The sequence below is a fragment of the Dongia sp. genome (assembly GCF_041910485.1).
Taxonomy (GTDB): Bacteria; Pseudomonadota; Alphaproteobacteria; order Dongiales; family Dongiaceae; genus Dongia.
In genome coordinates this window covers 39,448-62,276 of the sequence record NZ_JAYRQR010000031.1, presented here as the reverse complement: position 1 = coordinate 62,276, position 22,829 = coordinate 39,448, and the positions used below count along the sequence as shown (strand labels likewise).

The window sequence follows — 22,829 nt, the reverse complement described above, 5'->3', positions numbered from 1 at the left end:
GGCAGGCGTCATACGCCCCCGTTTTCGCCCCGAAAAGACTGGATTCCTTACCCCTTTCAACCCCTTTCACTGTCCAGCATCGCCATCTGGGCCGCCGCATATCGATCGCCCGCAGCGGCGCCCTTGGGTACAAAGCGCTCGATGGTGGCAAGCTCGTCCTTGCTCAACGTGACCTGCAGCGAACCGATGGCCTCCGCCAGGCGGTCGCGGCGGCGGGCACCCACCAGCGGCACGATATCGGCGCCTTGCGCGAGGACCCAGGCAATGGCGATCTGGGCGACGCTCGCTCCCTTGTCGGCGGCAAAGCGGCGCAGGGCCTCGACCAGGGCCAGGTTGCGATCCGCATTCTCGCCCTGAAAGCGGGGAGCGTAACTGCGGAAGTCGCCCGCACCCTGCAGCGACGTCTTCTGCCAATGACCGCTGATGAGACCGCGCGAAAGCACGCCATAGGCGGTGATGCCGATCCCCAGCTGGCGGCAGGTCGCCAGGATGTCGTCCTCGATATCCCGGGAAATCAGCGAATATTCGATCTGCAGATCCGTGATCGGATGCACCTTGGCGGCGCGGCGGATCGTTTCCGACCCCATTTCGGAAAGACCGATCTGGCGCACATATCCGGCTTTCACCATGTCGGCGATGGCGCCGATCGTCTCTTCGATGGGAACATCGGGGTCGAGCCGCGACGGCCGATAGATATCGATATGGTCGAGCCCAAGCCGATTGAGCGAATGCGCGAGGAAGTTCTTCACCGCCTTGGGGCGGGCATCGTAGCCGAGCCATTCGCCATTGGGTGCCCGCAAGGCCCCGAACTTCACGCTGACAAATGCCCTGTCGCGCTTGGTGCTGGATTTCAGCGCCTCGCCGATCAGCATTTCGTTATGGCCCATGCCATAAAAATCGCCCGTGTCGAGCAGCGTGATGCCGGCCTCAAGCGCGGCGTGGATCGTGGCGATGCTCTCGCCCCGGTCGCTCGGCCCGTACATCCCCGACATCGCCATGCAGCCAAGGCCCAGAGCCGACACCTCGCTGGCACCGCTGCCTGTACCCAAAACACGCCGCTCCATGATCCGCACTCCGCAAATATGTCGATACCCAGCAAGATAGAAGCTGCGCCTTCGTGCGATAATCCGATACAATCGATACAGGCTGTACGGATTTTCGCACAATGAAGCAGATCGATCTGGCTGATCTCGATGCCTTCCGGGCCGTGGCCGAGGCGCGCAGCTTTCGCCGCGCCGCCAAGCTGCGCAACGTCTCGCCCTCGTCCCTCAGCGCGGCGCTGCAGCGGCTGGAGGCGGGATTGGAGATCCGCGTTCTCAACCGGACGACCCGCAGCGTCACGCCGACCGAAGCCGGGCAGCGGCTTCTGGAAAGATTGCGGCCGGCCTTCGCCGAAGTCGGGGCCGCCATCGATGCCATCAACGATTTCCGCGCGACGCCGACCGGCACGCTGAAGCTCGATGTCCCCACCATTGTTGCCAAGCATGTGTTGCCGGCCATCGTGGCGCCGTTCCTCGCTGCAAATCCGGGCATCGTTCTTGAGGTCCGGGCCAACGACACCTTCATCGATGTCGTGGCGGAAGGGTTCGATGCCGGCATTCGCTATGATGAATCGCTGGCAAGGGACATGGTCCGCCTGCCGATCGGCCCGCGCCGCCAGCGCTTCGTCCTGGCAGCATCCCCGGCCTATCTGGAGCGGGCCGGAACGCCCCGCCATCCGAAGGAATTGGTCGGCCATGCCGCCATCAGGCACCGCTTCGCCAGCGGCGTCAGCCCGCTCTGGGTGTTTGAAAAAGGCCGCAGCCATGTTCGCATCGACCCCACGGGCCCCCTCATCGCCAGTTCCAGCGAACTGGCCGTGGCGGCGGCCGAAGGTGGCCTCGGTTTCGTTCTGACGTTTGAAGAATTTGTGGCGGCGGGGCTGCAGGCCGGCCGGCTGATCGCCCTGCTGCAGGATTGGCTGCCCGATTTCTCCGGACCCTATCTCTATTATCCCAGCCGTGCCCTGATGCCGGCGCCGCTCCGCGCTTTTGTGGATTTCATCAAGGCGCAGCCGCGGCCTTGAGCCCGTAACGACCCGTTCGTGTCCTGATGGATGACGGTTCAATGTCCCGGCGGGTCTTGTGACGCAGATCACAGACGCTGTGGCCGGCCGGGTTTATATGTTTTCCCATGAAGCGGGGTCACCCAACCGTCCCCATCTCCGCTTCATCTCGCGGGCGCCCGGTGCCATCCCCACCTGGCGCCCGCAACTAATTCCGGGACCTTTTTCCTTTATGCGCCGATCTCATCCGGCACGGAGAGCTGGCTGGGGCTGAAATCGCCCCGTGCGAGCACCCGGATGCAGGCATCGACGACCTTGTCGTCGAGCCGGCTGCCCTTCTGGCGCAAAATCTCCTCGCGTGCGCGATCGAGTCCCAATGCCGGTCGGTAAGGCCGGTCGGATGACATGGATTCGACGATATCGGCGACACTCATGATCCGCGCCTCCAGCATGATGTCGCCAGCCTTCAGTCCGCGCGGATAACCGCTGCCATCCATCGCCTCATGGTGCTGATGGACGATATCGGCAACGGGCCAGGGGAATTTGATGCCCTTCAACAGCTGGTACCCGGTCTCCGGATGCTTTTTGACGATCGCAAACTCGATCGGATTGAGCCGTCCCGGCTTGGTCAGGATTTCGGCCGGGACACGGATCTTGCCGATGTCGTGGACGATCCCGGCCAAATGCAACGCCTTCAACTGTTCGGGCGACATGCCCAGTTCGCGGCCGATGGCGACGGCGAGATCGGCCACCGAGCGTTGATGACCCGCGGTATAGGGATCCCGCTGCTCCAGCATGGCGGCAACGGCCGCCAGCGCGTCCTCAAGGGCATGCTCCAGCGTCTCCGCCTGAACGGTGCGCTCCTTCAAGGCCGCATCGTGCGCCGCCCGCATGCGCCGGGCCTCGATACCGAAGGCGATATTGTCGGCAAGTTCCTTGAACAGCGTGACTTCGCTTTGGCTGAAGACGTCGAAATCATTGCCGTAGATCACGATGGCGCCGGCGACGCGCCCGTCCAGGTGGATGGGGATCGAGACCGAGGCACGAATGCCGACATTGAGAGCGCGTTCCCGCCACGGCGCAAAGGCTGCTTCATCGATCAGCTTGTTGTGGACTTCGACGCGGTCCTCGCGGATACAGCTGCCGGTTGGGCCCCGGCCCGAGGGCGATTCGTCCCAGGTAATGTTGAGGCCATCAAGATAGTCTTGCGCCACACCGGCCTTTGCGATGATGCGGATGGTTTTCTCGGCATCGTGTTCGGCCCAGCCGACCCAGGCGAGGGAGTAGCGGTTGTCGGCCGTCAGCGCCGCGCAGATGCTGTTAAGGAAATCCTCTTCACCATCGGCCGACACCATGGCGCGATTGCTGCGGCTGATCGCCTGCAGCGCCCAATGCTGGCGCAGCAATTCGTCCTTGGCCTGCCGCTTCTCGGTCATGTCGCGATAGATCAGGATCACGCCTTCCAGCGATCCGTCGGCGCCGAAGACCGGTGCCTTGGTGGTGCGGATCCAGCGGGTCTCGCCGTTCTTCTCCCAGCAATCCTCCCGCGTGACGGTAACGCGGTTGCGCATGATGTCGAGATCGTCCTCACGGTAACGCGCGCCTATCTCGGCAGGCAGGAAATCGGCCTCCTTGCGGCCGACAAGTTCGTCGATCGGCGCGCCGATATCATTGGCGTAGCTTTCATTGGCAAAGACGATGACCGAGTTGACGTCCTTGAAGGCGATGCCGTGCGGCAGCCGATGGAGTGCCGCGCGCAGTCCGTCGAGCGTCAGATTCTCGATCCGCTCGGCGTCGGTCATTCGGCGGCCTTTGCCAGTGGCTTAAGCTGGTACCGACCGCCGGCCAGCAATTTGATGCCGGCCTCTGCCACCACGGGATCGAATTGCCGTCCGCTGCCGGCCTTCAGTTCCGCAACCGCATAGTCGATGGTGCGCGCGCGCCGGAAAGGCCGGTGCGACAGCATCGCTTCGATACTGTCGGCGACGCGGACAATGCGCGCCTCCAGCAGAATCGCGTTGCCCTTGAGACCGCGCGGATAGCCGGTCCCGTCGAAATTCTCATGATGCTGGTGGATGATCTCGGCAATCGGCCACGGAAAGGCGATGCCGTGAAGAATATCTGCCCCAGCCTCGGCATGCATCTTCAGCAGGGCGAACTCTTCCGCGCCGAGGCGCTGCGGTCGCAGCAGGATTTCGGACGGAACCTGTATCTGACCGACATCATGCACCATGGCGGCAAGACCCAACCCTTCCAGCCGCTCCGGGTCCAGTTTCAATTCGCGGCCAATGGCGGTCGCAAGGTCGGAGACGCGGTCCTCATGGCCTGCCGTCGTCTGGTCGCGATGCACCATCGCGGTGGACAGCGCGCGGATGGTTTGCTTCAGCGCATGCTTCAGGGCCAGGCTCTTTTCCTCGAGCTGCTGCTCCGCCTTCTTGCGATCCGAGATGTCGCGCAGGAAGACGTAGATCGAACCTCCATCCATTTCCGAATAGACGGCAACGGCTTCGACCGGGAGTGTCGACCCATCCTTGCGACGATGTACGGTCTCGATGATCAACTTGCCATCGCGAACGATGTGCCGCAGTGCATTGTCGATCTCGTCGTCGCTCAAGGTTGCATTGCGCTTGCGGATCGGCATGCCGATCAGTTCGTCACGGGTATAGCCGGACCACCGCACGTAGGAATCGGCTACTTCGGTGATGTTGCCTTTGAGATCCAGCTTCATCAGGCTGTCCGTCGTGGCCGTGATGGCGCCGGCACGAAAGGCTTCTTCCTCCAGCATCGACTTGCGGCTGCGCAGCCGCTCCTCCTCTACCTGCGCACGGGCAGCCCGCATTTCCCCCTGGATCTTGAGAACGGTCCCAAGCACGAGCGTGGCGATCAGCTGAACCAAAAACAGGGTCGGGCCCTCAGTGCGAAAAATAAAGGCCCCGTACTCCCAGCTTCCGATCAACAGGAGTGACAGCGCTTCTCCCGCGCCCACGGCGCAGCCGGCTCCCACCAACATGCGAAATGTGGTGACACCTGTCTCTCGGTGGCGCATTGCCCACACCAGCAGGGAGCAGAAAGCAAGATCAAGACAGATGCCCGAAACACCGGCCAGGGTCGCCGATCCCCCAACCCAAGCGCGGGCAAGTACCTCCGCCGCCGCCGTCAGGACGGCGACGGGAATGCCGCCGAACAGAGAGGCCAGCGCTATTGCGGCACCGCGTTCGTCGACGATATGACCCATGTCGGCATGGCCCAGTGGTCCGACAGCCCCAGTATGAATGTGGAAATAAATCGTGGCCGGGCCGAAAAGAATGAGCAGCGCGTTGCGTATCAGTTGCTGATGGCGGCGCTTGACCAGATGAAGGCAAGCAAGGTCAATCGCCAGAAAGCAGACGACGAAAAGAACGAGTGAACCACCGGCATTGAGAATATGAAGGATATTGACCAAACCGAGCGCTCCGGACATCCGCGATCTGAAGTCGATGCTAGGAGCGAGGAATAAACGGGAGCTTAAAATTCGCGTGTCGAGTGAATATCTAACGGAAATGTTTCAATCAGAGCTAGGATGATTGTCGTCCAAGCTGCTTCAATATCCCCGACTATAGGAACGACGACCGTGATGCAGAAGCAATTTCCAGTAGAGCGCACAGACGCTGAATGGCGTGCCCGCCTGACGCCCGAGCAATACCATGTCATGCGTGGGCATGGCACCGAGCGGCCCGGCTCCTGCGCGCTCAATTACGAAAAGCGTGCCGGCCGCTTCACCTGTGCCGGCTGCGACCAGCCGCTTTTCATTTCAGGGACCAAGTTCGAAAGCGGCACCGGATGGCCCAGCTTCAACGATCCCGTGCCGGGCTCGGTCGAGACCAGCACCGATCGCAGCCACTTCATGGTCCGGACCGAAGTGCATTGCGCGACCTGCGGCAGCCATCTTGGCCATGTGTTCGAGGATGGCCCGCCGCCGACCTATCTGCGCTATTGCATCAATGGTGTCGCCATGAACTTCGCGCCGGAGGAATGAGGGTCCGCCCTGGCTAGAAGCTGATCTCGGCCATCGTGGCGCGGTGATCGGACGGCCAGGGTGTCACCACGATATCGGCTTCCGGCGCTTTCTCGCCAACGATGCCGGCTTTGATGACCTTCAGATCCTTGGCCCGGGCAAAGGCGAAATCGATCCGGTCGTGATGATCCTCGGGGTCGGTCGGCGCCGTCGTCGGCGTCCAGGTATAGGCTGGCTTGGCGACGGGGTCGGGAAAGGCCGCGCGGAACGTATCGGTGAAACCATGCTCCTCGATGGCGGCCGTGCTGGGAAAGCGGACCGGCACCGGATTGTGCCCGGCCTTCACCGTTTCCGCCGTCCAGTCGCGGAACGACGGTTCGTTGAAATCGCCGAAGATGAAGGCCGCATCGGCCCCGTCGGCCGCCTTCAGATCCTCGAACAGCAGCTTCAACGCGGGTCCGCGCGTTTCGCTCGCGAACTTTACCGCTTCGGCCTCGGTCTTGATGAAGGGAGAGGCGCCGTATTCGATGCCGAGCAGCTGATAGGGCTGATAGGGTGAATCGTCGAGATGGATGTTGAACGCCCAGACCTTGCGCCCGTCCACGTCGATCGGCACGCCGAGATCGTGCGGCGTCGCCTGCCCGATCGGATAGCGGCTGATGATCGCATTGGCCCATAAGGCATCGTTGACCTGCGTCTGGTCGTAATAGTGAAAGCCTAGCTTCTCGGCGATGGCCTTGGCGGCGCTGTCGCCGGTCGGGGGGCAGGAATCGGCGGTGCAGGGATCCGATTCAAGCCGCGTTTCCTGCACGCCGATAATGTCGGCACCCGCTGCCTTGATGGCCGCCACGGTCTCGTCGACCGGCTTCTGTTCGTTGGCGCCGCCGCCCCAGATGTTGAAGCTCATGATGGTGAGCTTGGTGTCGGCAAGGGCCGGTTGAGCAGTCAACGCGATCAGGCCGGCAAGCGGCAGCAACTTTCCCAGAAACATTCCCTGACACACTCCCAGGCGCATGGCATTCCCCCATCTGACTTTGGCTTGTTTGAATGAATGGCCAACCAATAACAGAGCAATGTTGCAAGTCTGGGACGGGTTTGGTGTTTCTGTCCAGTCCCGATCGTCTTCATGGATCTCCTCTATGCCGCAGGCAATGGCGAGCAGCCTGTTTCGGGCAACGATCTGACCGCGCGGTATCTGTACGAAGGCAGGCAGCCCTCGATACACGCGAGCCAAGTGCGGATGGCAGGGTGAGGGTCGATTGGAGTACGGTCTTCCACCGCCACCGCAGTGTGGCCGAAGGATTACTGATGAGAAAAGCGGCCTACCTTGGTGTGATCTATATCAACTCTGGTTGCGGGCAAACCCAGCGGCGATTGGAACAAGTCGGCCCGATGGGCTTGACCGCACAAGCCAAAATAGTGAAGGCGGATCGACGTGCGAGGGGCTGGTCATGGCGGCAATCTCCTCAGCGTGGAAAGGCTACCGAGAGGATGAAGGCGATGTCCTAGGGGTAGACCAGCCCCCCGCTCTATTCACTATGTCAGAATATTCAATGGTCGACTCGCCCCTGCTATTCGGTGGCTTTGAGGAATAGGTCGCGGAACTGTGCCTGCATGACAACCGGGGTTTCATCCAACCCGGGTTCTGCTACACCGGGAATACGAACGACGAATAGCGGGTCCAAGGCGTCGGAGATAACCTCCGGTGGCAGGTCGGAATCTGGTTTGATCCGTTTCGCCTGCTTCATGATACGCGATCCATGATCGCCATGGATGAAGATCATCGCGTTCTTGCCAGATGGGCTGGCGAGGATGGTGTCGACAATTTCCAACGCGCGTTTGTGGGTGCATGCCATCTGTTTGGCAAACCCCTGGTAGCGCTCTGCATCCGAAGCGTCGCTCTTGTCGTAATTTTGCAGGGTCCACTCGCTGAGCGGCTTCAAGCTGCAATCCTCGTTCACAATGTATGGGTTGTGGGGCATCAGGACATGGGCAAAGTAAGCCTGCCCCGGCTTCAGGTCCATGACGCGCTTCTGCAACTCATCCATTACAGCAAGTGCGCTGCCGGCGCGCAGCTGGAAGCCGCGTGGGATCGGCTTGAAGCCGGCATTCTTCAGCGGCTTGCTGAAGAGCCGATACAGCGCCACCTTACCGATATGACCCTTATTGTAATAATGGAAGTCCATCACCAGCAACGGGAAGACCGCGCGTTGCAACAGGCTGCCGGCGAAACGAGTCATCGAATGACCTTCACCGTTCGCACGGTAGGAATAGCACTCATCGACTCCTTTGCTGCACAGATCGATGTAGCTCGTGCTTATCGTGGTGATGCGATAGCCAAGTGATTTCAACCGTTGCACCCAGCGGTTTTCCTTCACCATATTGTATTCTACGCCGTTGCGGCGCGATTGTTCGGTGTTGTAGTCGAAGGGCTGGGTCTGATCGCCAAGACCAAGAAGATTGCTGACTGACACGCGCGTTGAGCCAGCGACCGAGCGCGCCGCACCGAATACGCGGAACCCTCGGCTGATGTAATCGTCGGTGACTTTCTGCGCCAATGCAGCGTCGAGCATCCCAATACGAGCGGCGGCGGTCGGCGACATAAACTCGTCAAGCACGATATGAACGATCGGCGGAGATGCCGGCGTGGTCGCGGCTGGAGCGGCATCCTCCGCAGCGACGGTCTCCTGGGTGAGCAGGGGTCGTGTTCCGGCAATCATGCTCGACAAGACGAAAACGAGGCCGAACACTAGAATCATCGGCCGCACCGAATTTTCCAGACGGGTATGCATCAGCAGGCAAATGCCGAGCCCGATTAGAATCGGTACCAGCGCCTTGTCCAGAAAATAGGAATCGACGATCCAATAGATCAGGATAGCGATCAAAATCCGCCCGACGACTTTGTGGATCTTTGCAAGACCCGTGAACAAGCCTGCCAGGACCAGCGATCCGGCAGCATAGATCAAGGTCTCTGCGTCGCCAGGCCAGTAGCCCAAGTCCATCAGGTTAGGGATGAAGACGGCCAGAAACAGGACCGCAAAGATTGCAAATTGCATTGAAAAAACCCCCCAATTCGAGTGCCAACGCGCCGATCCAGCCTATTGCCGATGGCGAAGCTTCAATTCCTGCGTGAGTAGGCCACCAGCAGGCGTCCGTTTTCTGTGAAGCGATGCTCCGCTATCGTCGTCGCCCTGGTGCCAAGATAGGCGCGAAAGTTCGACTCGTCATAGTCGAGGAAGACATCATCCCTGTTCTGCAGCATCTGCTGGACCATCGGGTCTGACTTGGGAACGAACTCGATGATTCCATGCGGCGCAAGGTCGAGAAACCAATCGACCACGGAACGCAAAGGGATATTTCGTCCAATCGCCATGTGATGAATGACGGCGAGGCCCAGGACGGCATCGGCGTTGACGCGCTCCTTCAGGCCCTTGCGTTCAGCTTGGTTCCATCCTTGATTGGAGCTTGGGTCGGCACAGTCAACATAGAGCGGCAGCAAGCCGGGCTCTCCAGCGGTGCGACGCCGATAGGCCGTTTCAAGGGAGTCGAGGTCGCCATCGAGAACAACCGCATGTTTGGCTCCGGCCGAAAGGGCGGCTGCAGAATAGTCGCCGGTATTCCCGCCGACATCCCAAATCGAGCGGACGCCGTGGCGCTTGACCAATTCTCGAACGAAGTTGCCTTTGACCGACTGCATCTCGTTGGAATAGGTGTTCACATTGGCATAGGCGCTCCAAAAGGTCGGGGCCATGCGGGCGGACTTAAGGCCCGCTATGCTGGCGCGCAGTTCGCCAAGCAGTGCCTTAAAGCGCGCCGCAGGTAGATTGACCGTGGTGGCAGCTCCGCGCTGAGTGCTGCCTGCACCGCGTCCCGCACGTTCCTGCAGCGTGACATGCATGAGTCCGATGAGCGAGAGATAGCGCTTGGAGAACGGCAGGAGCTTCACAGCGTCCACGAGAGACATACCATCTGTCTGGCCGCGCAGCATCGCCTGGAATGGCACGCCACGCCACGCTTCCAGCAACAGTGGCAGTAAGAACAGCCGGGTGAACTGATTGTATCCAACCCAGATCTCGCCAGGTCGATAGCGGCGCAATGACAGCACATCAATGTGCAGGACTTTGCCTTCGATGAACTGCATATTATAGGGTGTCGCGTCGGAAAGAACGAACCCGAGATCGAATGCTGCAATCTGCAAGTCGAGATGCGCCAACGCCGCATCTTTAAGCTGAGAGAAAGTCCACTCAAACGGATACGAAATCGTTGATACGCGCGGATGCCGAATAACAAATTCGGGCAACTCTCCCCGCGGTCCGGCGAATGCGGCCGCTTCCTCTGCACTCACCGGTTGCGGCTCGCTCTCAATCAACAAACCTGTGTCAACCAGTTTCCGAAGAGCTCCAGATTCTATTAACGCGCGAAATTCCGGCACGGCCGCCGGATTGACGCTGCGTATAACTTCATTGTCTCCGATGAAAACGTAACCGGACGGATCGCGAAACGAGCCCGGATCGCGGCAAATCTGATTTGTCAAAACCACCCCATTGCGGTGACGCCAGCAGAAGAAGTGCTCGGATTACTTCTTGCGCGACACGATGGATGAGAAGAAACCTACAATTCGCTGCCGAAGTGAGCGAATTCCTGCAAGGCAAGCAGCAACGCCGGCGATTATGCCCTGAATCAAGAATGTCCCCGTGACCGGGTCAAGATAGGCATAAGCAGGCATAGCAGTCAGGACCAGCAGCAAGCCGCCAGTGGCGATGTAACGAAAACTCAGCAATTGAACCTCCAAACAGCGGCCAAATACCCATCCAAGCCAAAAGGCCTACGACGATCCATAGATTGAGGCCGAAACAGGGCGACACACTAGCTTTGCCCCTGAATTTTGGCAATCGCAGGTAGCGGTCTCATTCTCAGCACCCGTTCCCTTCTACAGAACAGATTATGCAATACCGATAACCTCATATTGAAAATTGGTATAGCTACATGGATTGGCCTGACTCGGTGCGCATTTTCTCGCTGGTGGCCGAGGTGGCCGGCTCTGCAGCGGCGATGAGGGCACTGCGGCTGGAGCATCAATCTGGCTGATCGGAATCGATCTGGATCCTTGCCAACCGCCCCGGCGGCGCCGACAGTCCCGGTCATGCCTGCCGTCATCGCTTTTGCCCGTCGCCTACCTGTTGGCCTTCTGTTGGCGATCTTTTCTGCCTGCGCTCTCCCGCCGCCTTTACCTGGCCAGGCGAACGGGATTTACCGGCTGGATTACAGCGGCGTCTATGGCACCGGCCGGGTCGACCTTCAACTGGCCGGCGGTCACGTGGCGGGGCTGGGCATTGGCGGCCCGGGCCCGGTCTTCGGCGGTCATTATTCCTGGACGCCGGATCGCCGTTTGCTGCGGCTGCAGCTTCGCATTCACCTGCCGCCACTCCGGCAGCTGGTCGGCGATGTTGCGGTCGTGGGTGCAGCGCGCCAGATGATGGTCGCCTTCGATTTCTCGCCGGATCTCGACGCGGGAGAAAGCTGGCCGGTTTCCCTAGCCACCCAATACGGGCCCATCGAGGGCCGCTTCCAGCGCCTCGAATGACACCTTCTATGCTGCGCAGCAAATAAGTGATTTCAATTACTTAATCGTAGCTGAGCGGTGTCGCCTTGCCGCGGAAGACATGATAGCTCAGGGCCGAATAGCCGATGATCGCCGGCAGCACGACCAGGGCCCCGATCAGGATGACGAGCAGGCTTTCCGGCGCCGATGCCGCCTCGAACAGGGTGATCCGGTCCGGGACGACATAGGGGTAAAAGGAATAGGCAAGGCCGGTGAAGGCCAGCGCGAAAAGCCCGGTCACACAGATGAAGGGCAGGCGCGACCAGCGGTCATGAGCGGGTGTCATGTTGCGCAGGAAGACGGCGAGGCCGATGAAAATCGCCGCCGATCCGACCGGCAGCGGCGCCAGCAGCAGGATCGTTGCGCCGCCGAACCATTTCTCGAAGATGCGCGGGCTGACCAGGGGCGAGGCGATGGAAATCGCTGCCATGCCGATCGCCGCGAAGACCAGACTGCGCAGCGCCCAGTGGATGGCGCGTTGCTGCAGATCGCCCTCGGTCTTGATGATGAGCCAGGTGGCACCCACCAGCATGTAACCGGCCACCAGGCAGATGGCGGTGAGCGCGCCGAAGGCCAGCGTTGCCGGTGTCTGCTCAAGGCCCATCACATAGACGCCCAGCATATAGCCTTGCGACAAGGACATCAGGAACGAGCCGAAAATGAAGATGCGGCTCCACAGCCGCTTGGTGCGGCCCTCCGCCTTGGCGCGAAACTCGAACGCGACACCGCGCAGGGCGATGCCGATCAGCATCAACACGACCGGCAGGTAGAGCGTCGACAGGATGATGCCATGTGCCAGCGGAAAGGCGACCAGCAGCAAGCCCACCGCCAGCACCAGCCAGGTTTCGTTGGCGTCCCAGAAGGGACCGATCGCCGCCATCATGCGGTCCTGTTCGCGCTCATTGGCCAGGGCGAACAACATGCCGATGCCGAGATCGAACCCGTCGAGCACGACGTAGATGAGGATGGAAAGCCCCATCAGCCCCGCGAAAGCGAGCGGCAGCCAGATGGTCGGATCGCCGAATAGGTTGAGCATGATCGTCACTCCGCCGCTGCGAACGTGCCGGCTTCGGCCGGCTTGTCGGCTTGGGGTTTATCGCCCTTCGCCGCTTTCCAGGCGAGGCGCGTGATGACGCCCATATAGGCGACGATGAGAAAGGCATAGACGATGAGATAGAGGGAGAGGCTCAGACCGATCATCGGCGCCGGTACGGGGCTCACGGCATCTTCGGTGCGCAGGATGCCGGTCACCAGATAAGGCTGGCGGCCGATTTCAGTCACGTACCAGCCGGAGAGCACCGCCACCCAGCCCGAAAAGGTCATGCCGATGAAAGTTCGCTGCAACAGAAGCGGCAACTCGCCTCGGCGCCACAGATAGAAACTGCCGGCCCAGGCCACCACCAGCATGAGGAGCCCCAGCCCCACCATGATGCGGAAGGCGAAGAAGAGCGGCGCCACCGGTGGATGATTGCCCGCATAATCGTTGAGGCCCGGCACTACCCCGTCCGGCGAATGGCGCAGGATGAGGCTCGCCCCAGACGGTATGCCGATCTCGAAACGGTTTTCGCGCTGGGCTTCGTCGGGCCAGGCGAAGAGCAGCAGCGGCGTCCGGCTCTGCGTCTGCCAATTGCCCTCCATCGCCGCCACTTTCTGCGGCTGGTATTCCAGCGTGTTGAGGCCGTGCATGTCACCGGCCAGGATCTGCAGCGGAATGAGGATCGCGGCCAGATAGATTCCGGTCTTCAACGCAGCCTTGAGATCGGCCGCCCGGTCGCCCCAGTACCAGCGCAGCGCCGAGACGCCCGCCACCAGGAACGCGGCAGTGAGGCCCGAGGCCAGCAGCATGTGGACAAGGCGGTAGGGGAAGCTCGGGTTGAAGATGATCGCCACCCAATCCTCGGCATGGACGATCCCGTCGCGGATCGTGTGGCCGGCCGGCGTCTGCATCCAGGAATTCAGCGCCAGGATCCAGAAGGCCGACAGCGTCGTGCCGAAGGCCACCAGGAACGTCGCCGTCGTATGCACCCAATTGGGCACCCGCTTGAAGCCGAACAGCATGATGCCGAGGAACACGGCCTCCAGAAAGAAGGCCGTTAGCACTTCATAGGCCAGCAGCGGCCCGGCGACATTGCCGACCGTCTGCATATAGCCCGGCCAATTGGTGCCGAACTGGAAGCTCATGGTGATGCCGGAGACGACACCCATGGCGAAGGACAAGGCGAAGACCTTGACCCAGAAGCGGTAGGCCGCCATCCAGCGCATGTCGCCGGGCTTTGTCTCCTGCAGCCCGTCATGGCGCAGCTTGAAGTAAAGCAACACCCAGGCGAGTGCGATGGTGATGCTGGGAAAGAGAATGTGGAACGAGATGTTGGCGGCGAATTGCAGCCTCGCCAGAATGACGGCATCCATCTTTCCATCTCCTCCTGCCGTCTTGGAATTGCAACGGCCCACGACAAAGATTGGAATTACTCTAACCGGCTAGCCCAAATCCGATAGCCGGCATTTGGCCGCATGCGGCGCAAACGCCCACACCCTAACCGTGGTTATCGGCCGGCGCGAACAGCTCGACCGGTGTCGAAACGCCGCGCACGGTGCGGGCGCCGACATGGCGCATACCGAGATCTGCCGTTGCCGCAAAGGCACCCGAGGCAAGGATCGGCAGGCCGATCTCCTTGGTGAGATCCTGCAGGCGGCTCGCCTCGTTGACGGCAGGCCCGATCACCGTGAAGTCGAGCCGCGTCCCGGCGCCGATATTGCCGAAGGCGACGTTGCCGATATGGAGGCCGATGCCGAAATCGATCGTCGGTTTCCCTTCCTCGACCAAGGCCGCATTCAGTGCTTTGAGATTGTCCCGGGACTGCAATGCGGCTTGAAGCGCATCGCTGCTGACGGCCGCCCGCGTCATCGTATCCGTTACCGGAAAGACGGCGAGCAGCCCATCGCCCATGAATTTCAGGATCTGTCCGTCATGGGCGGCGATTGCCGTGCCCAGCGTGTCGAAATAGCGGTTGAGAAGATCGACCATCGCAATCTCGCCCAGCATCTCGCTGAGATGCGTGAAGCCGCGCAGATCGGCAACGAGGATCGCCGCATCGATGGGCTCCACCGCGCCGCGCTCGATCTGGCCACCATAAACCCGCGCGCCGGCGATCTTGCCGACATAGGCCTCAAGGAGATCGAGCGCGATGACCCGCAGCGCCACGCGCTCGAGAAACGGCGTCATCGCCCAGGCGACGCGGCGCAACAGGGCCAAGCCCGCATCGTCGCCGCCCAGCGCACCGAAGCCGCCCGGCCGCTTGGTGGCGAAGGACATGGTGCTGGTGCGCGTCGTGTCCTGGATGGGCAGCGGAAAGAGGCAGTAATCGGTGACACCTTGCGCTGCCAGATCCTGGATCAGCGGCATGTCCGGCACGGCATCGCCCGCGCGCCACCGCCAGGGCCGGTTGGTCTGCTCCGCCACATAGACGGGGCTGCGCAGGTAATCGTCCCAGGTCAGGATGCCGGCGCGTTTCAGCTGCCGCTCCTCGATCTCGCCATCGCGCCAATAGAACGTGCCGCCGGACAGTTCCGGGTGCAGCACTTCCATGGCGATGGAAATACGGCTGAAGGGGCCGATCCATTCGTTGAGCCGGTCGCAATAGCCAGCGAAGATGTCGGCATAGGGCAGAGCACCCAGATTGTTGTCGGATGTCCCGTCGCGGCGCTTGCCGGTATCGCCCAGCGCCGCCTGTGTCAGCCAAGCCATCAGGCGGCCGAACCCATCCATGTCATTGGCAGGAAGATCCGTCATGGGCGGAGGATAGCGGCCGCCACCGCCGCTGAACACCCTTTACGACAGCTTCAGCGCCAAGCGCACGGCGCCCCAATGCTTGCCGCCGGCCTTGATCGGTGCGTCGATTTCCTTGAGGATGACGAAGTTGCCGCCGCCCATGTCGCGGGCATAGGTCTGCACGATGGTGCGTGTGGCGCGACCGGCGAGCGTCCCGGCGCGGTCGGTATAGATGCGCCGGTTGCGGGAATTCGCCGTGTTCCACAAGGTTTCGCCGGGCTTCTGCGGCAGCGAATATTTTTTGTTGTGGGCGGCGATATAGCCTTTGCGGTCGATGATGCAGCAGAAGACGATGCGGTTGTCGCGTGTGAGCGGCGGCTCAATCAGCGGCGGGAACAAGCGTTCGACCAGATTGGTATGCCGCGCCATCACCTGCTGCGGGTCGGTTCCGGCGATGGGGTCGTACTCGACGTCGAACAGGTCCGTCGCACTGATGTCGCGGTCCGACAGCGCCTTCTCCAGCGCAGCGCTCGCCGTCGAAGCGACATCGCCGGCAAGTTTCATATAGGGCTCGTCTTCCTGCGAGGCCAGAACCAGGCGCTTGTGCAGGGCTTCGATTTCCGCCGTGCCGGGATTCATGAACTGGATATGGATGCCGAGCGGATCCTGACCGACCAGCCGCGCCCGGAATTGACCGACACCCTGCAGATCGCAGCTGCCCTCGCCCGGTCGCAGCGTCACATTGTTGTCCGCCACGACCAGCACGCCGCCGTCGGAGACATCGCCGGTAAAGCCGGTGACGGATTGGCCGTCGAAGGTTCCCTTGAAGGCAATGGCCGCAGTGCGGCGCACGGAATCCCGCCGATTGCCGCCGACGGAGGAGCGCAAGATGACATAGAGGCGCTGCTGCAAAGCGCCGATATCGCGGCTGACCAAGGCGGACAGATCGTTGACGTGGCCAGCCGTCTGACCCGTCCGTTCGACACTTTCCAGCATGCGCGCGACATTGTCGGCGACGGACCGGGTCGACGCCGCGGCTTGGCCCGCACTCTGCATGATCTCGGCGGTGGCGGCGCGCTGCTCTTCGCTGGCGCGCGCGACCTCGATCGTCACCGCGTCGATATCGCGGATGCCGCCCGCCACATTGTCGACGATGCCCACGGCCTTGGCGGTCGATTGCGTGATCTCCTCCGCCTGGCCGTTGACCTGGGCGATCCCTTCCTCGGTCTGACGGGCAAGGCTCTTCACCTCGTCGGCAACGACCGCGAATCCCTTCCCCATCTCGCCGGCGCGCGCCGCTTCGATCGTTGCGTTGAGCGCCAGCATCTTCGTCCTGGCCGCGATCTCCTGGATCATGGTGACGACATTGCCGATGTTCGATGCTGTCCTGGAAAGACCCGCCACCTCGGCATTGGCAATCTCGGCGCCTTCGCGGGCGTTGGCGGCAAGCTTGCTTGAATTGTCGATCTGGGACGAGATGGCGCGGCTCGACGCCTCCAGCTCTTCGGTGGCGCTCGCCACCGTCTCGACGTTGCGGTTGGTGGCGTCGACCAGTTGGTTGACCTCCATCGCCATCTGCTTGAGGTCGCTCGCCGTCTGCGACAGAAGCAGTGCGTTCTCGCGCAGTTTCCCGGCCTGGGTCGAGATGTCGCCCACCGTCTCCTTCACCTCATGCTCCAGCGTCTCGGTGAGCTGCAGCATCTCGGCCTTCAACTGCTCGTCACTGCGCTTGCGCTCTTCCTCCTGCGCCGCGCGCAGCCGCTCATTCTCCTTGGCATTGTCACGGAAGATCGCGACGGCCTTGGCCATCGCGCCGATCTCGTCGCCGCGCTGGGTCGATGGGATGGCGATATCGTGTTGGCCCTCGGCCAGCGCCGTCATGGTGTCGGTCATGCGGATGATCGGGCGAATGACGCCCAGTGCAATCGCCGCGATGCCGCCGGCCACCAGAATGAGGACGACGATCGTGACCGCCCAGATGATGGCGACATAGCTGCTGTCGGACGCTGCGGCATCCGCCTCGATGCGCGCATTCTCGGTGTTCGATCCGGTGACGATGGCATCGATCACCTGGCGATGCGCCTGATAGGCGGCACTGACTTCATCATAGAAGGCATCGATTTCCGCCTGATCGCCCTTCTCGATCGCCGGCAATAGCTTGTCGATCGCGGCGTAGAATTTCACCACCTCGGCGTGACTCTCATCGACCAGCTTCTTGCGCAGAGCCTCATCATAGTCGGCCGTCTGCCAATAGGCGTGCCGGGCGTCGTAATCCATCTTCAGCTGAGCCAGCCGGTCGCGGTGCTGCGCCAGCTCGGCCGGATGTTTCACTGCCAGCGTCGCTTCGAGATAGGATTCGATCACATATTCCGGCGGTGGCAGGATATCGGCGATGAGGTCTTTGCCCTGCACGATCTGGCGATAAAGCGGCCCGCCGACCTTGAGCTCGCTCAGGGCCAATGAATTGGTGACGAGCACCGCCGCGAAGCCACCGGCGATGAGCAGGCCGAAAAGGATGATGGCTTTCGCCACACTCAGTCGCAGTCTCATTGTCGGATCGGCTCGGCAGAAATGTTGAAGGGTTGGCGCTTGAAGGAAGTATTCGGCCTGTCCCGTTTATGCTGGGTTAAGAAGCAGGCTGAAGAAATACCGACTATGGTCGCAAGTCCTAACGCTGTCCGATCCCATTCCTAAAGACGTGACGGCGCCCCCGGTGCAGTGCACAATCGGCCGGACGCCGGAATCTGCCGCGCGCATCCGCCATTGATCGATTTTCTCCATCACTGAAGCCGGGACTATCCATTTCCCCGGTTCCTGCATCGGCGCGATGATGGTTGCCGAAAGCGCTACGCCAAGCTGAATCAAGGAGAAGCCAGCCATGAACGATGTCAAGAAAGCCGACGGCAAATGCCCCTTCCACAATCCGCAATCCGGCGGCACGACGAACCGGGATTGGTGGCCCAACCAGCTCAAGTTGGAAATCCTCAACCAGCATTCCGACCGCTCGGACCCGATGGGCGAGGCATTCGACTATGCCAAGGAATTCCAAAGCCTCGACCTTGCCGCGGTGAAAGCCGACCTCAAGGCGCTGATGACGCAGTCGCAGGATTGGTGGCCGGCCGATTTCGGCCATTACGGCCCGCTCTTCATCCGCATGGCCTGGCACAGCGCCGGCACGTACCGCATCGGTGACGGCCGCGGCGGTGCGGGTGGCGGGCAGCAGCGTTTCGCGCCTTTGAACTCTTGGCCCGACAATGTCAGCCTCGACAAGGCGCGGCGCCTCATCTGGCCGGTGAAGCAAAAATACGGCCGTAAGATTTCATGGGCCGATCTCATCATCCTCACCGGCAACGTTGCGCTGGAATCGATGGGCTTCAAGACGTTCGGCTTTGCCGGCGGCCGCGCGGATGTGTGGGAACCGGAAACGGTCAATTGGGGCTCGGAAACGGCCTGGCTTGCCGGCGACAAGCGCTATTCCGGCGAACGCCAGCTCGAAGGAAGCCTCGGCGCCGTGCAGATGGGCCTCATCTATGTGAACCCGGAAGGACCCAACGGCAATCCGGACCCGCTCGCCGCCGCCAAGGACATCCGCGAAACCTTCGCCCGCATGGCGATGAACGATGAAGAGACCGTGGCGCTCATCGCGGGCGGCCATACGTTCGGCAAGACCCACGGCGCCGGTCCCGCAAGCCATGTCGGGGCGGAGCCAGAAGGCGCCGATCTCGCGGCGCAGGGCCTGGGCTGGGAAAGCAGCTATGGCAGCGGCAAGGGCGCCGATGCCATCACCAGCGGGCTTGAAGTCATCTGGACCTCGACGCCGACCAAATGGAGCAACAATTTCTTCTGGAACCTCTTCGGCTATGAATGGGAACTGACCAAGAGCCCGGCGGGTGCCCATCAATGGGTCCCGAAGGGCGGTGCCGGTGCCAATTCGGTGCCCGATCCCTTCGACAAATCGAAGCGCCGTCCGCCGTCGATGCTCACCACCGATCTGGCGCTGCGTTTCGATCCGGCCTACGAGAAGATCTCGCGTCGCTTCTACGAAGACCCGGATGCCTTTGCCGATGCCTTCGCGCGGGCCTGGTTCAAGCTCACCCATCGCGACATGGGACCGCGCGCCCGCTATCTCGGGGCCGAGGTGCCGAAGGAAGAGCTGATCTGGCAGGACCCGATCCCGCCTGTCGATCACAAGCTGGTCGACGATGCCGATATGGCGGCGTTGAAGACAAAGGTGCTGGGTTCCGGCCTCACCACCGCAGAATTGGTGGCGACCGCCTGGGCCTCGGCTTCGACTTTCCGCGGCTCCGACAAGCGCGGTGGCGCCAACGGTGCGCGCATCCGCTTGGCCCCGCAAAAGGATTGGGAGGTCAACCAGCCCAAGGAACTGGCCAAGGTGCTGAAGGTGCTCGAAGGCATCCAGGCCGACTTCAACAAGGGCGCGTCCGGCGGCAAGAAGATCTCGCTCGCCGACCTCATCGTCCTTGCCGGCAATGCCGGTGTCGAGGCGGCGGCGAAGAAGGCCGGCCATGACGTGACCGTGCCCTTCGCACCCGGCCGCATGGATGCGACGCAGGCGCAGACCGATATCGAATCGTTCGCCGTGCTGGAACCGGTTGCCGACGGTTTCCGCAACTACCAGAAGGGTCATCTGGGCTCGGTCGCCGAACATCTCCTCATCGACCGCGCCAATCTGCTGACCTTGACGGCGCCCGAACTCACGGTGCTCGTCGGCGGCCTGCGTGTGCTCGGCGCCAACAGCGGCGGCGCGCAGCACGGTGTCTTCACCAAGCGTGTCGGCACGCTTGCTAACGACTATTTCGTCAACCTCCTCGACATGGGGACGGAATGGAAAGCGGTGAGTGACGCGAAGGAAGTCTATGAAGGCCGCGACCGCAAGACCGGCGACGTCAAATGGACCGGCACGCGTGTCGATCTGGTCTTCGGCTCAAACTCGGTGCTTCGTGCCCTTGCCGAAGTTTATGGCAGCGCCGATGCCGAGAAGAAGTTCGTGACCGACTTCGTTGCCGCCTGGGCGAAGGTCATGAACCTCGACCGGTTCGATCTCGCCTGACGTATTAAGTTTGAACGAATAGGTGCGGGCAGGAAGGGGTGGCCAAGTTGGCCGCCCCTTCTTGTCGTTCAGATGAAGCTCAGAACAAGCCCGCCGGCTGACGTCAGCGCCAGCGTCTTCACCAATCCCAGGCGGAAGTGGAACAGGATGAGCGCCGCCAGCAGCGCCAGCAGCAAGGCAATCGGATCGACACTTGCCAGCACAGGTAGGTCGATTGCAAACGGACCGAAGGCAATGCTCACCTGCGCGCGGAACAGCACATGGAGCGCGAACCACAAGGCCAGGTTGGCAATGACACCCACGACGGCCGCCGTGACCGCTGCCAGCCCACCGGCCAAGACGCGGCTCCCCTGCATCTTCTCGATCCAGGGCGCGCCGAGGAAGACGAAGGCAAAGCAAGGCGTGAAGGTCACCCACAGCGTGATCGCGGCACCCAGCAATGCGCCACCGATGCCGCCGTCGCGAAAGCCCGCCAGGAACCCGACGAATTGCAGCACCAGGATGAGCGGCCCCGGCGTCGTCTCGGCAAGGCCCAGCCCCGTCAGCATCTCGGGGCCGGTCAGCCAGTGATAGGTCTGGACCGCATCCTGCGCCACATAAGCGAGCACCGCATAGGCGCCGCCCATCGTCACCACCGCCATCTTGGAAAAGAACAAGGCGATATCGCCATAGGTGCCGCCGATAGCGAAAGCGAGCATACCGGCCGGCACCAGCCACAGCAGAAGCGCGCCGACGCCTGCCTGCGCGGCGCCTTTCGCCAGATCCGCGGCCCGTTGCGGCTCCCGCATCAGCAGCGTGTCGATGAGGGCCAGCGTCTCTGCTTCCGCCGTTTCATGCCAACGATGCGTGAAGCCGCGTGGGATGACGAGGCCGATGAGCCCCGCACCGATGACGATCAGCGGAAAGGGTATCTTGAGGAGGAAGAGACCGACAAAGGCTGCCGCCGCCATCGCATAGGCGGCTTTGCCTTTGAGCGCCCGCTTGGCCACGCGCAGCAGCGCCTCGACCACCAGCACCAGCACCGCGCATTTCAAGCCGAAGAAAAGTCCGGCGACGAGCGGCAGATGCCCCAGCAGCACGAACGCGAGCGACAGGCCCAGCATCACCAGCGCACCAGGCAGAATGAAGAGCAGCCCCGCCATCAGCCCGCCCCAGACCCCGTGCATCAGCCAGCCGAGATAGGTGGCAAGCTGCTGCGCCTCCGGCCCCGGCAGCAGCGTGCAGAAATTCAGCGCATGCAGAAAACGCCGCTCACCCACCCATTTCAATTCGTCGACGATGATCCGGTGCATGAGGGCGATCTGCCCGGCCGGACCACCGAAGGACAGCAGGCCAATCTTCAGCCAGACACGGAACGCAGCGCGCCGCGTCGGCATCATTCCATCCGGCATGTTCATCGGCCGCTCCGCGCCTGGTGGCCCACCCAATTATGCGCTTCGCCCACCGCATCGCGGCACCAGCGATAGAACGCGTCGTAGAGTGGCAGGCTCGCGGTGAGCTGCGCGACGTCATCCTTGTACATGCGCGAAAATCCGAGCGAAGCGGCGAGCAATCCCGCTGCTTGCGGCGCGATGTCCAGTCGGTCTGTGTCGGCGCCGCGCACGATTTGGGCCAGCCGCTCCAGCGCATCGCTGTTCAGACCGAACTCGGCCAGCATCGTGTCGAAGGTGCAGGTGTCGCCACGATGACTCCAGAAGGCCCCCTCGATATCGAAGGGCGTTGCGCCGAACCGGTCGGCGACGTTCATCACCTCGCTTTGGGCGACGAACAGGAAGATCGCGTCAGGATCGACGAAACGGCGGATCAGCCACGGGCAGGCGATGCGGTCGATCTTGGGTCGGGCCCGCGTCACCCACAGGGTGCGGCCTTGGGCATCCCGCTTCGGCAGGGCGCCGTCATTGACCAGCAGGCCGCCTTGCGCGACCCAGGCTTCGTGGCCGCCTTCCAGGCTTTCGGCGGCGATGCCTTCATGGCGCAGCCAGGCGGCGACACCCTGGCTCAATTTGAGGCCACGCTGGCAACTGACGATGACGGTCTGGCCGGCAAAGTCCTGCGCCCAGTCGGCGACCTTCGTGTAGTCGCGCCGCTTGGCGCCGGGGATGAAGCGGGGGTCGGCGGCGAAATCCTCATCGTTGCGCACGTCCAGAATGACGGGCGCATCGGCAAGGCCGATCAGGCGCGAAAGCTGCTGCGGTTGAATGCTGTCGAGATTGGGCATGGCGACGTCCACTCCAAAAGGGAGATGCGGACGCGATACTCTAGCCAAGGCCTCACGGGGCGATCGCGGTCAACCCCTTAAGGGCAGATGATCTGAAGGCGCCCGGTCGCTGTCAAGTTACCGCGTGGATT

The 22,829-nt window shown here is 62.0% G+C and carries 17 protein-coding genes; 4 read left to right on the top strand and 13 right to left on the bottom strand.

Annotation, left to right across the window (positions count from 1 at the left end):
- Window positions 1-56: 56 nt before the first annotated feature.
- Window positions 57-1,064 carry an aldo/keto reductase gene (locus ACE3PP_RS09245; RefSeq protein ID WP_374380925.1) on the bottom strand — a complete coding sequence of 336 codons (1,008 nt, stop codon included), beginning with the start codon at window positions 1,062-1,064 and terminating at the stop codon, window positions 57-59.
- 101 nt (window positions 1,065-1,165) lie between these two features.
- Between ACE3PP_RS09245 and ACE3PP_RS09240 the strand changes: the two genes are divergently transcribed.
- A complete protein-coding gene (locus ACE3PP_RS09240; protein WP_374380923.1) occupies window positions 1,166-2,065 on the top strand; it encodes a LysR family transcriptional regulator in 900 nt (299 codons plus the stop codon).
- A gap of 209 nt (window positions 2,066-2,274) precedes the next feature.
- Here ACE3PP_RS09240 and ACE3PP_RS09235 read toward each other — a convergent pair whose 3' ends face one another.
- Together ACE3PP_RS09235 and ACE3PP_RS09230 are read right to left on the bottom strand one after the other, a co-directional pair.
- Entirely contained in the window at window positions 2,275-3,846 is a 1,572-nt protein-coding gene (locus ACE3PP_RS09235; protein WP_374380921.1) for an HD domain-containing phosphohydrolase, read from the bottom strand.
- On the bottom strand, window positions 3,843-5,486 hold the full coding sequence (locus tag ACE3PP_RS09230) for an HD domain-containing phosphohydrolase (RefSeq protein WP_374380918.1): 1,644 nt from the start codon (window positions 5,484-5,486) through the stop codon (window positions 3,843-3,845). The genes ACE3PP_RS09235 and ACE3PP_RS09230 overlap by 4 nt, the downstream gene beginning before the upstream one ends.
- Window positions 5,487-5,657: 171 nt before the next feature.
- Here ACE3PP_RS09230 and msrB point away from each other — a divergent pair, with 171 nt between their 5' ends.
- Window positions 5,658-6,059, top strand: coding sequence for a peptide-methionine (R)-S-oxide reductase MsrB (gene msrB, locus ACE3PP_RS09225; RefSeq protein ID WP_374381218.1), 402 nt, complete (start codon window positions 5,658-5,660; stop codon window positions 6,057-6,059).
- A gap of 13 nt (window positions 6,060-6,072) precedes the next feature.
- Here msrB and ACE3PP_RS09220 read toward each other — a convergent pair whose 3' ends face one another.
- From ACE3PP_RS09220 to ACE3PP_RS09205, 4 genes are all read right to left on the bottom strand, one after another.
- Window positions 6,073-7,029, bottom strand: coding sequence for an endonuclease/exonuclease/phosphatase family protein (locus ACE3PP_RS09220; RefSeq protein WP_374380915.1), 957 nt, complete (start codon window positions 7,027-7,029; stop codon window positions 6,073-6,075).
- A 580-nt stretch (window positions 7,030-7,609) separates the two neighbouring features.
- Window positions 7,610-9,094 carry a hypothetical protein gene (locus tag ACE3PP_RS09215; protein WP_374380913.1) on the bottom strand — a complete coding sequence of 495 codons (1,485 nt, stop codon included), beginning with the start codon at window positions 9,092-9,094 and terminating at the stop codon, window positions 7,610-7,612.
- Window positions 9,095-9,156: 62 nt separating this feature from the next.
- Entirely contained in the window at window positions 9,157-10,572 is a 1,416-nt protein-coding gene (locus ACE3PP_RS09210) for a hypothetical protein (protein ID WP_374380910.1), read from the bottom strand.
- Window positions 10,573-10,614: 42 nt separating this feature from the next.
- On the bottom strand, window positions 10,615-10,818 hold the full coding sequence (locus tag ACE3PP_RS09205; protein ID WP_374380907.1) for a hypothetical protein: 204 nt from the start codon (window positions 10,816-10,818) through the stop codon (window positions 10,615-10,617).
- 363 nt (window positions 10,819-11,181) lie between these two features.
- On the opposite strand from ACE3PP_RS09205, the gene ACE3PP_RS09200 reads away from it, so the two are divergent.
- Window positions 11,182-11,622 (top strand): hypothetical protein, encoded by a 441-nt coding sequence (locus ACE3PP_RS09200; RefSeq protein WP_374380904.1) that lies wholly within the window; start codon window positions 11,182-11,184, stop codon window positions 11,620-11,622.
- Between the two features lie 40 nt (window positions 11,623-11,662).
- Here ACE3PP_RS09200 and ACE3PP_RS09195 read toward each other — a convergent pair whose 3' ends face one another.
- From ACE3PP_RS09195 to ACE3PP_RS09180, 4 genes are all read right to left on the bottom strand, one after another.
- Window positions 11,663-12,676, bottom strand: a complete 1,014-nt coding sequence (locus tag ACE3PP_RS09195) for a cytochrome d ubiquinol oxidase subunit II (protein ID WP_374380901.1) — start codon at window positions 12,674-12,676, stop codon at window positions 11,663-11,665.
- A 5-nt stretch (window positions 12,677-12,681) separates the two neighbouring features.
- Window positions 12,682-14,049 (bottom strand): cytochrome ubiquinol oxidase subunit I, encoded by a 1,368-nt coding sequence (locus tag ACE3PP_RS09190; RefSeq protein WP_374380898.1) that lies wholly within the window; start codon window positions 14,047-14,049, stop codon window positions 12,682-12,684.
- Window positions 14,050-14,173: 124 nt separating this feature from the next.
- Window positions 14,174-15,430 carry an adenylate/guanylate cyclase domain-containing protein gene (locus ACE3PP_RS09185; RefSeq protein WP_374380895.1) on the bottom strand — a complete coding sequence of 419 codons (1,257 nt, stop codon included), beginning with the start codon at window positions 15,428-15,430 and terminating at the stop codon, window positions 14,174-14,176.
- A 39-nt stretch (window positions 15,431-15,469) separates the two neighbouring features.
- Window positions 15,470-17,959, bottom strand: coding sequence for a methyl-accepting chemotaxis protein (locus tag ACE3PP_RS09180; protein ID WP_374380892.1), 2,490 nt, complete (start codon window positions 17,957-17,959; stop codon window positions 15,470-15,472).
- 328 nt (window positions 17,960-18,287) lie between these two features.
- Between ACE3PP_RS09180 and katG the strand changes: the two genes are divergently transcribed.
- Window positions 18,288-20,480, top strand: a complete 2,193-nt coding sequence (gene katG / locus ACE3PP_RS09175; protein WP_374380889.1) for a catalase/peroxidase HPI — start codon at window positions 18,288-18,290, stop codon at window positions 20,478-20,480.
- Window positions 20,481-20,548: 68 nt separating this feature from the next.
- Here katG and chrA read toward each other — a convergent pair whose 3' ends face one another.
- Both chrA and ACE3PP_RS09165 read right to left on the bottom strand, forming a co-directional pair.
- Window positions 20,549-21,877 (bottom strand): chromate efflux transporter, encoded by a 1,329-nt coding sequence (chrA, locus tag ACE3PP_RS09170; protein ID WP_374380886.1) that lies wholly within the window; start codon window positions 21,875-21,877, stop codon window positions 20,549-20,551.
- On the bottom strand, window positions 21,874-22,698 hold the full coding sequence (locus tag ACE3PP_RS09165) for a chromate resistance protein ChrB domain-containing protein (protein ID WP_374380883.1): 825 nt from the start codon (window positions 22,696-22,698) through the stop codon (window positions 21,874-21,876). Before ACE3PP_RS09165 ends, chrA begins: the two co-directional genes overlap by 4 nt.
- Window positions 22,699-22,829: the final 131 nt, after the last annotated feature.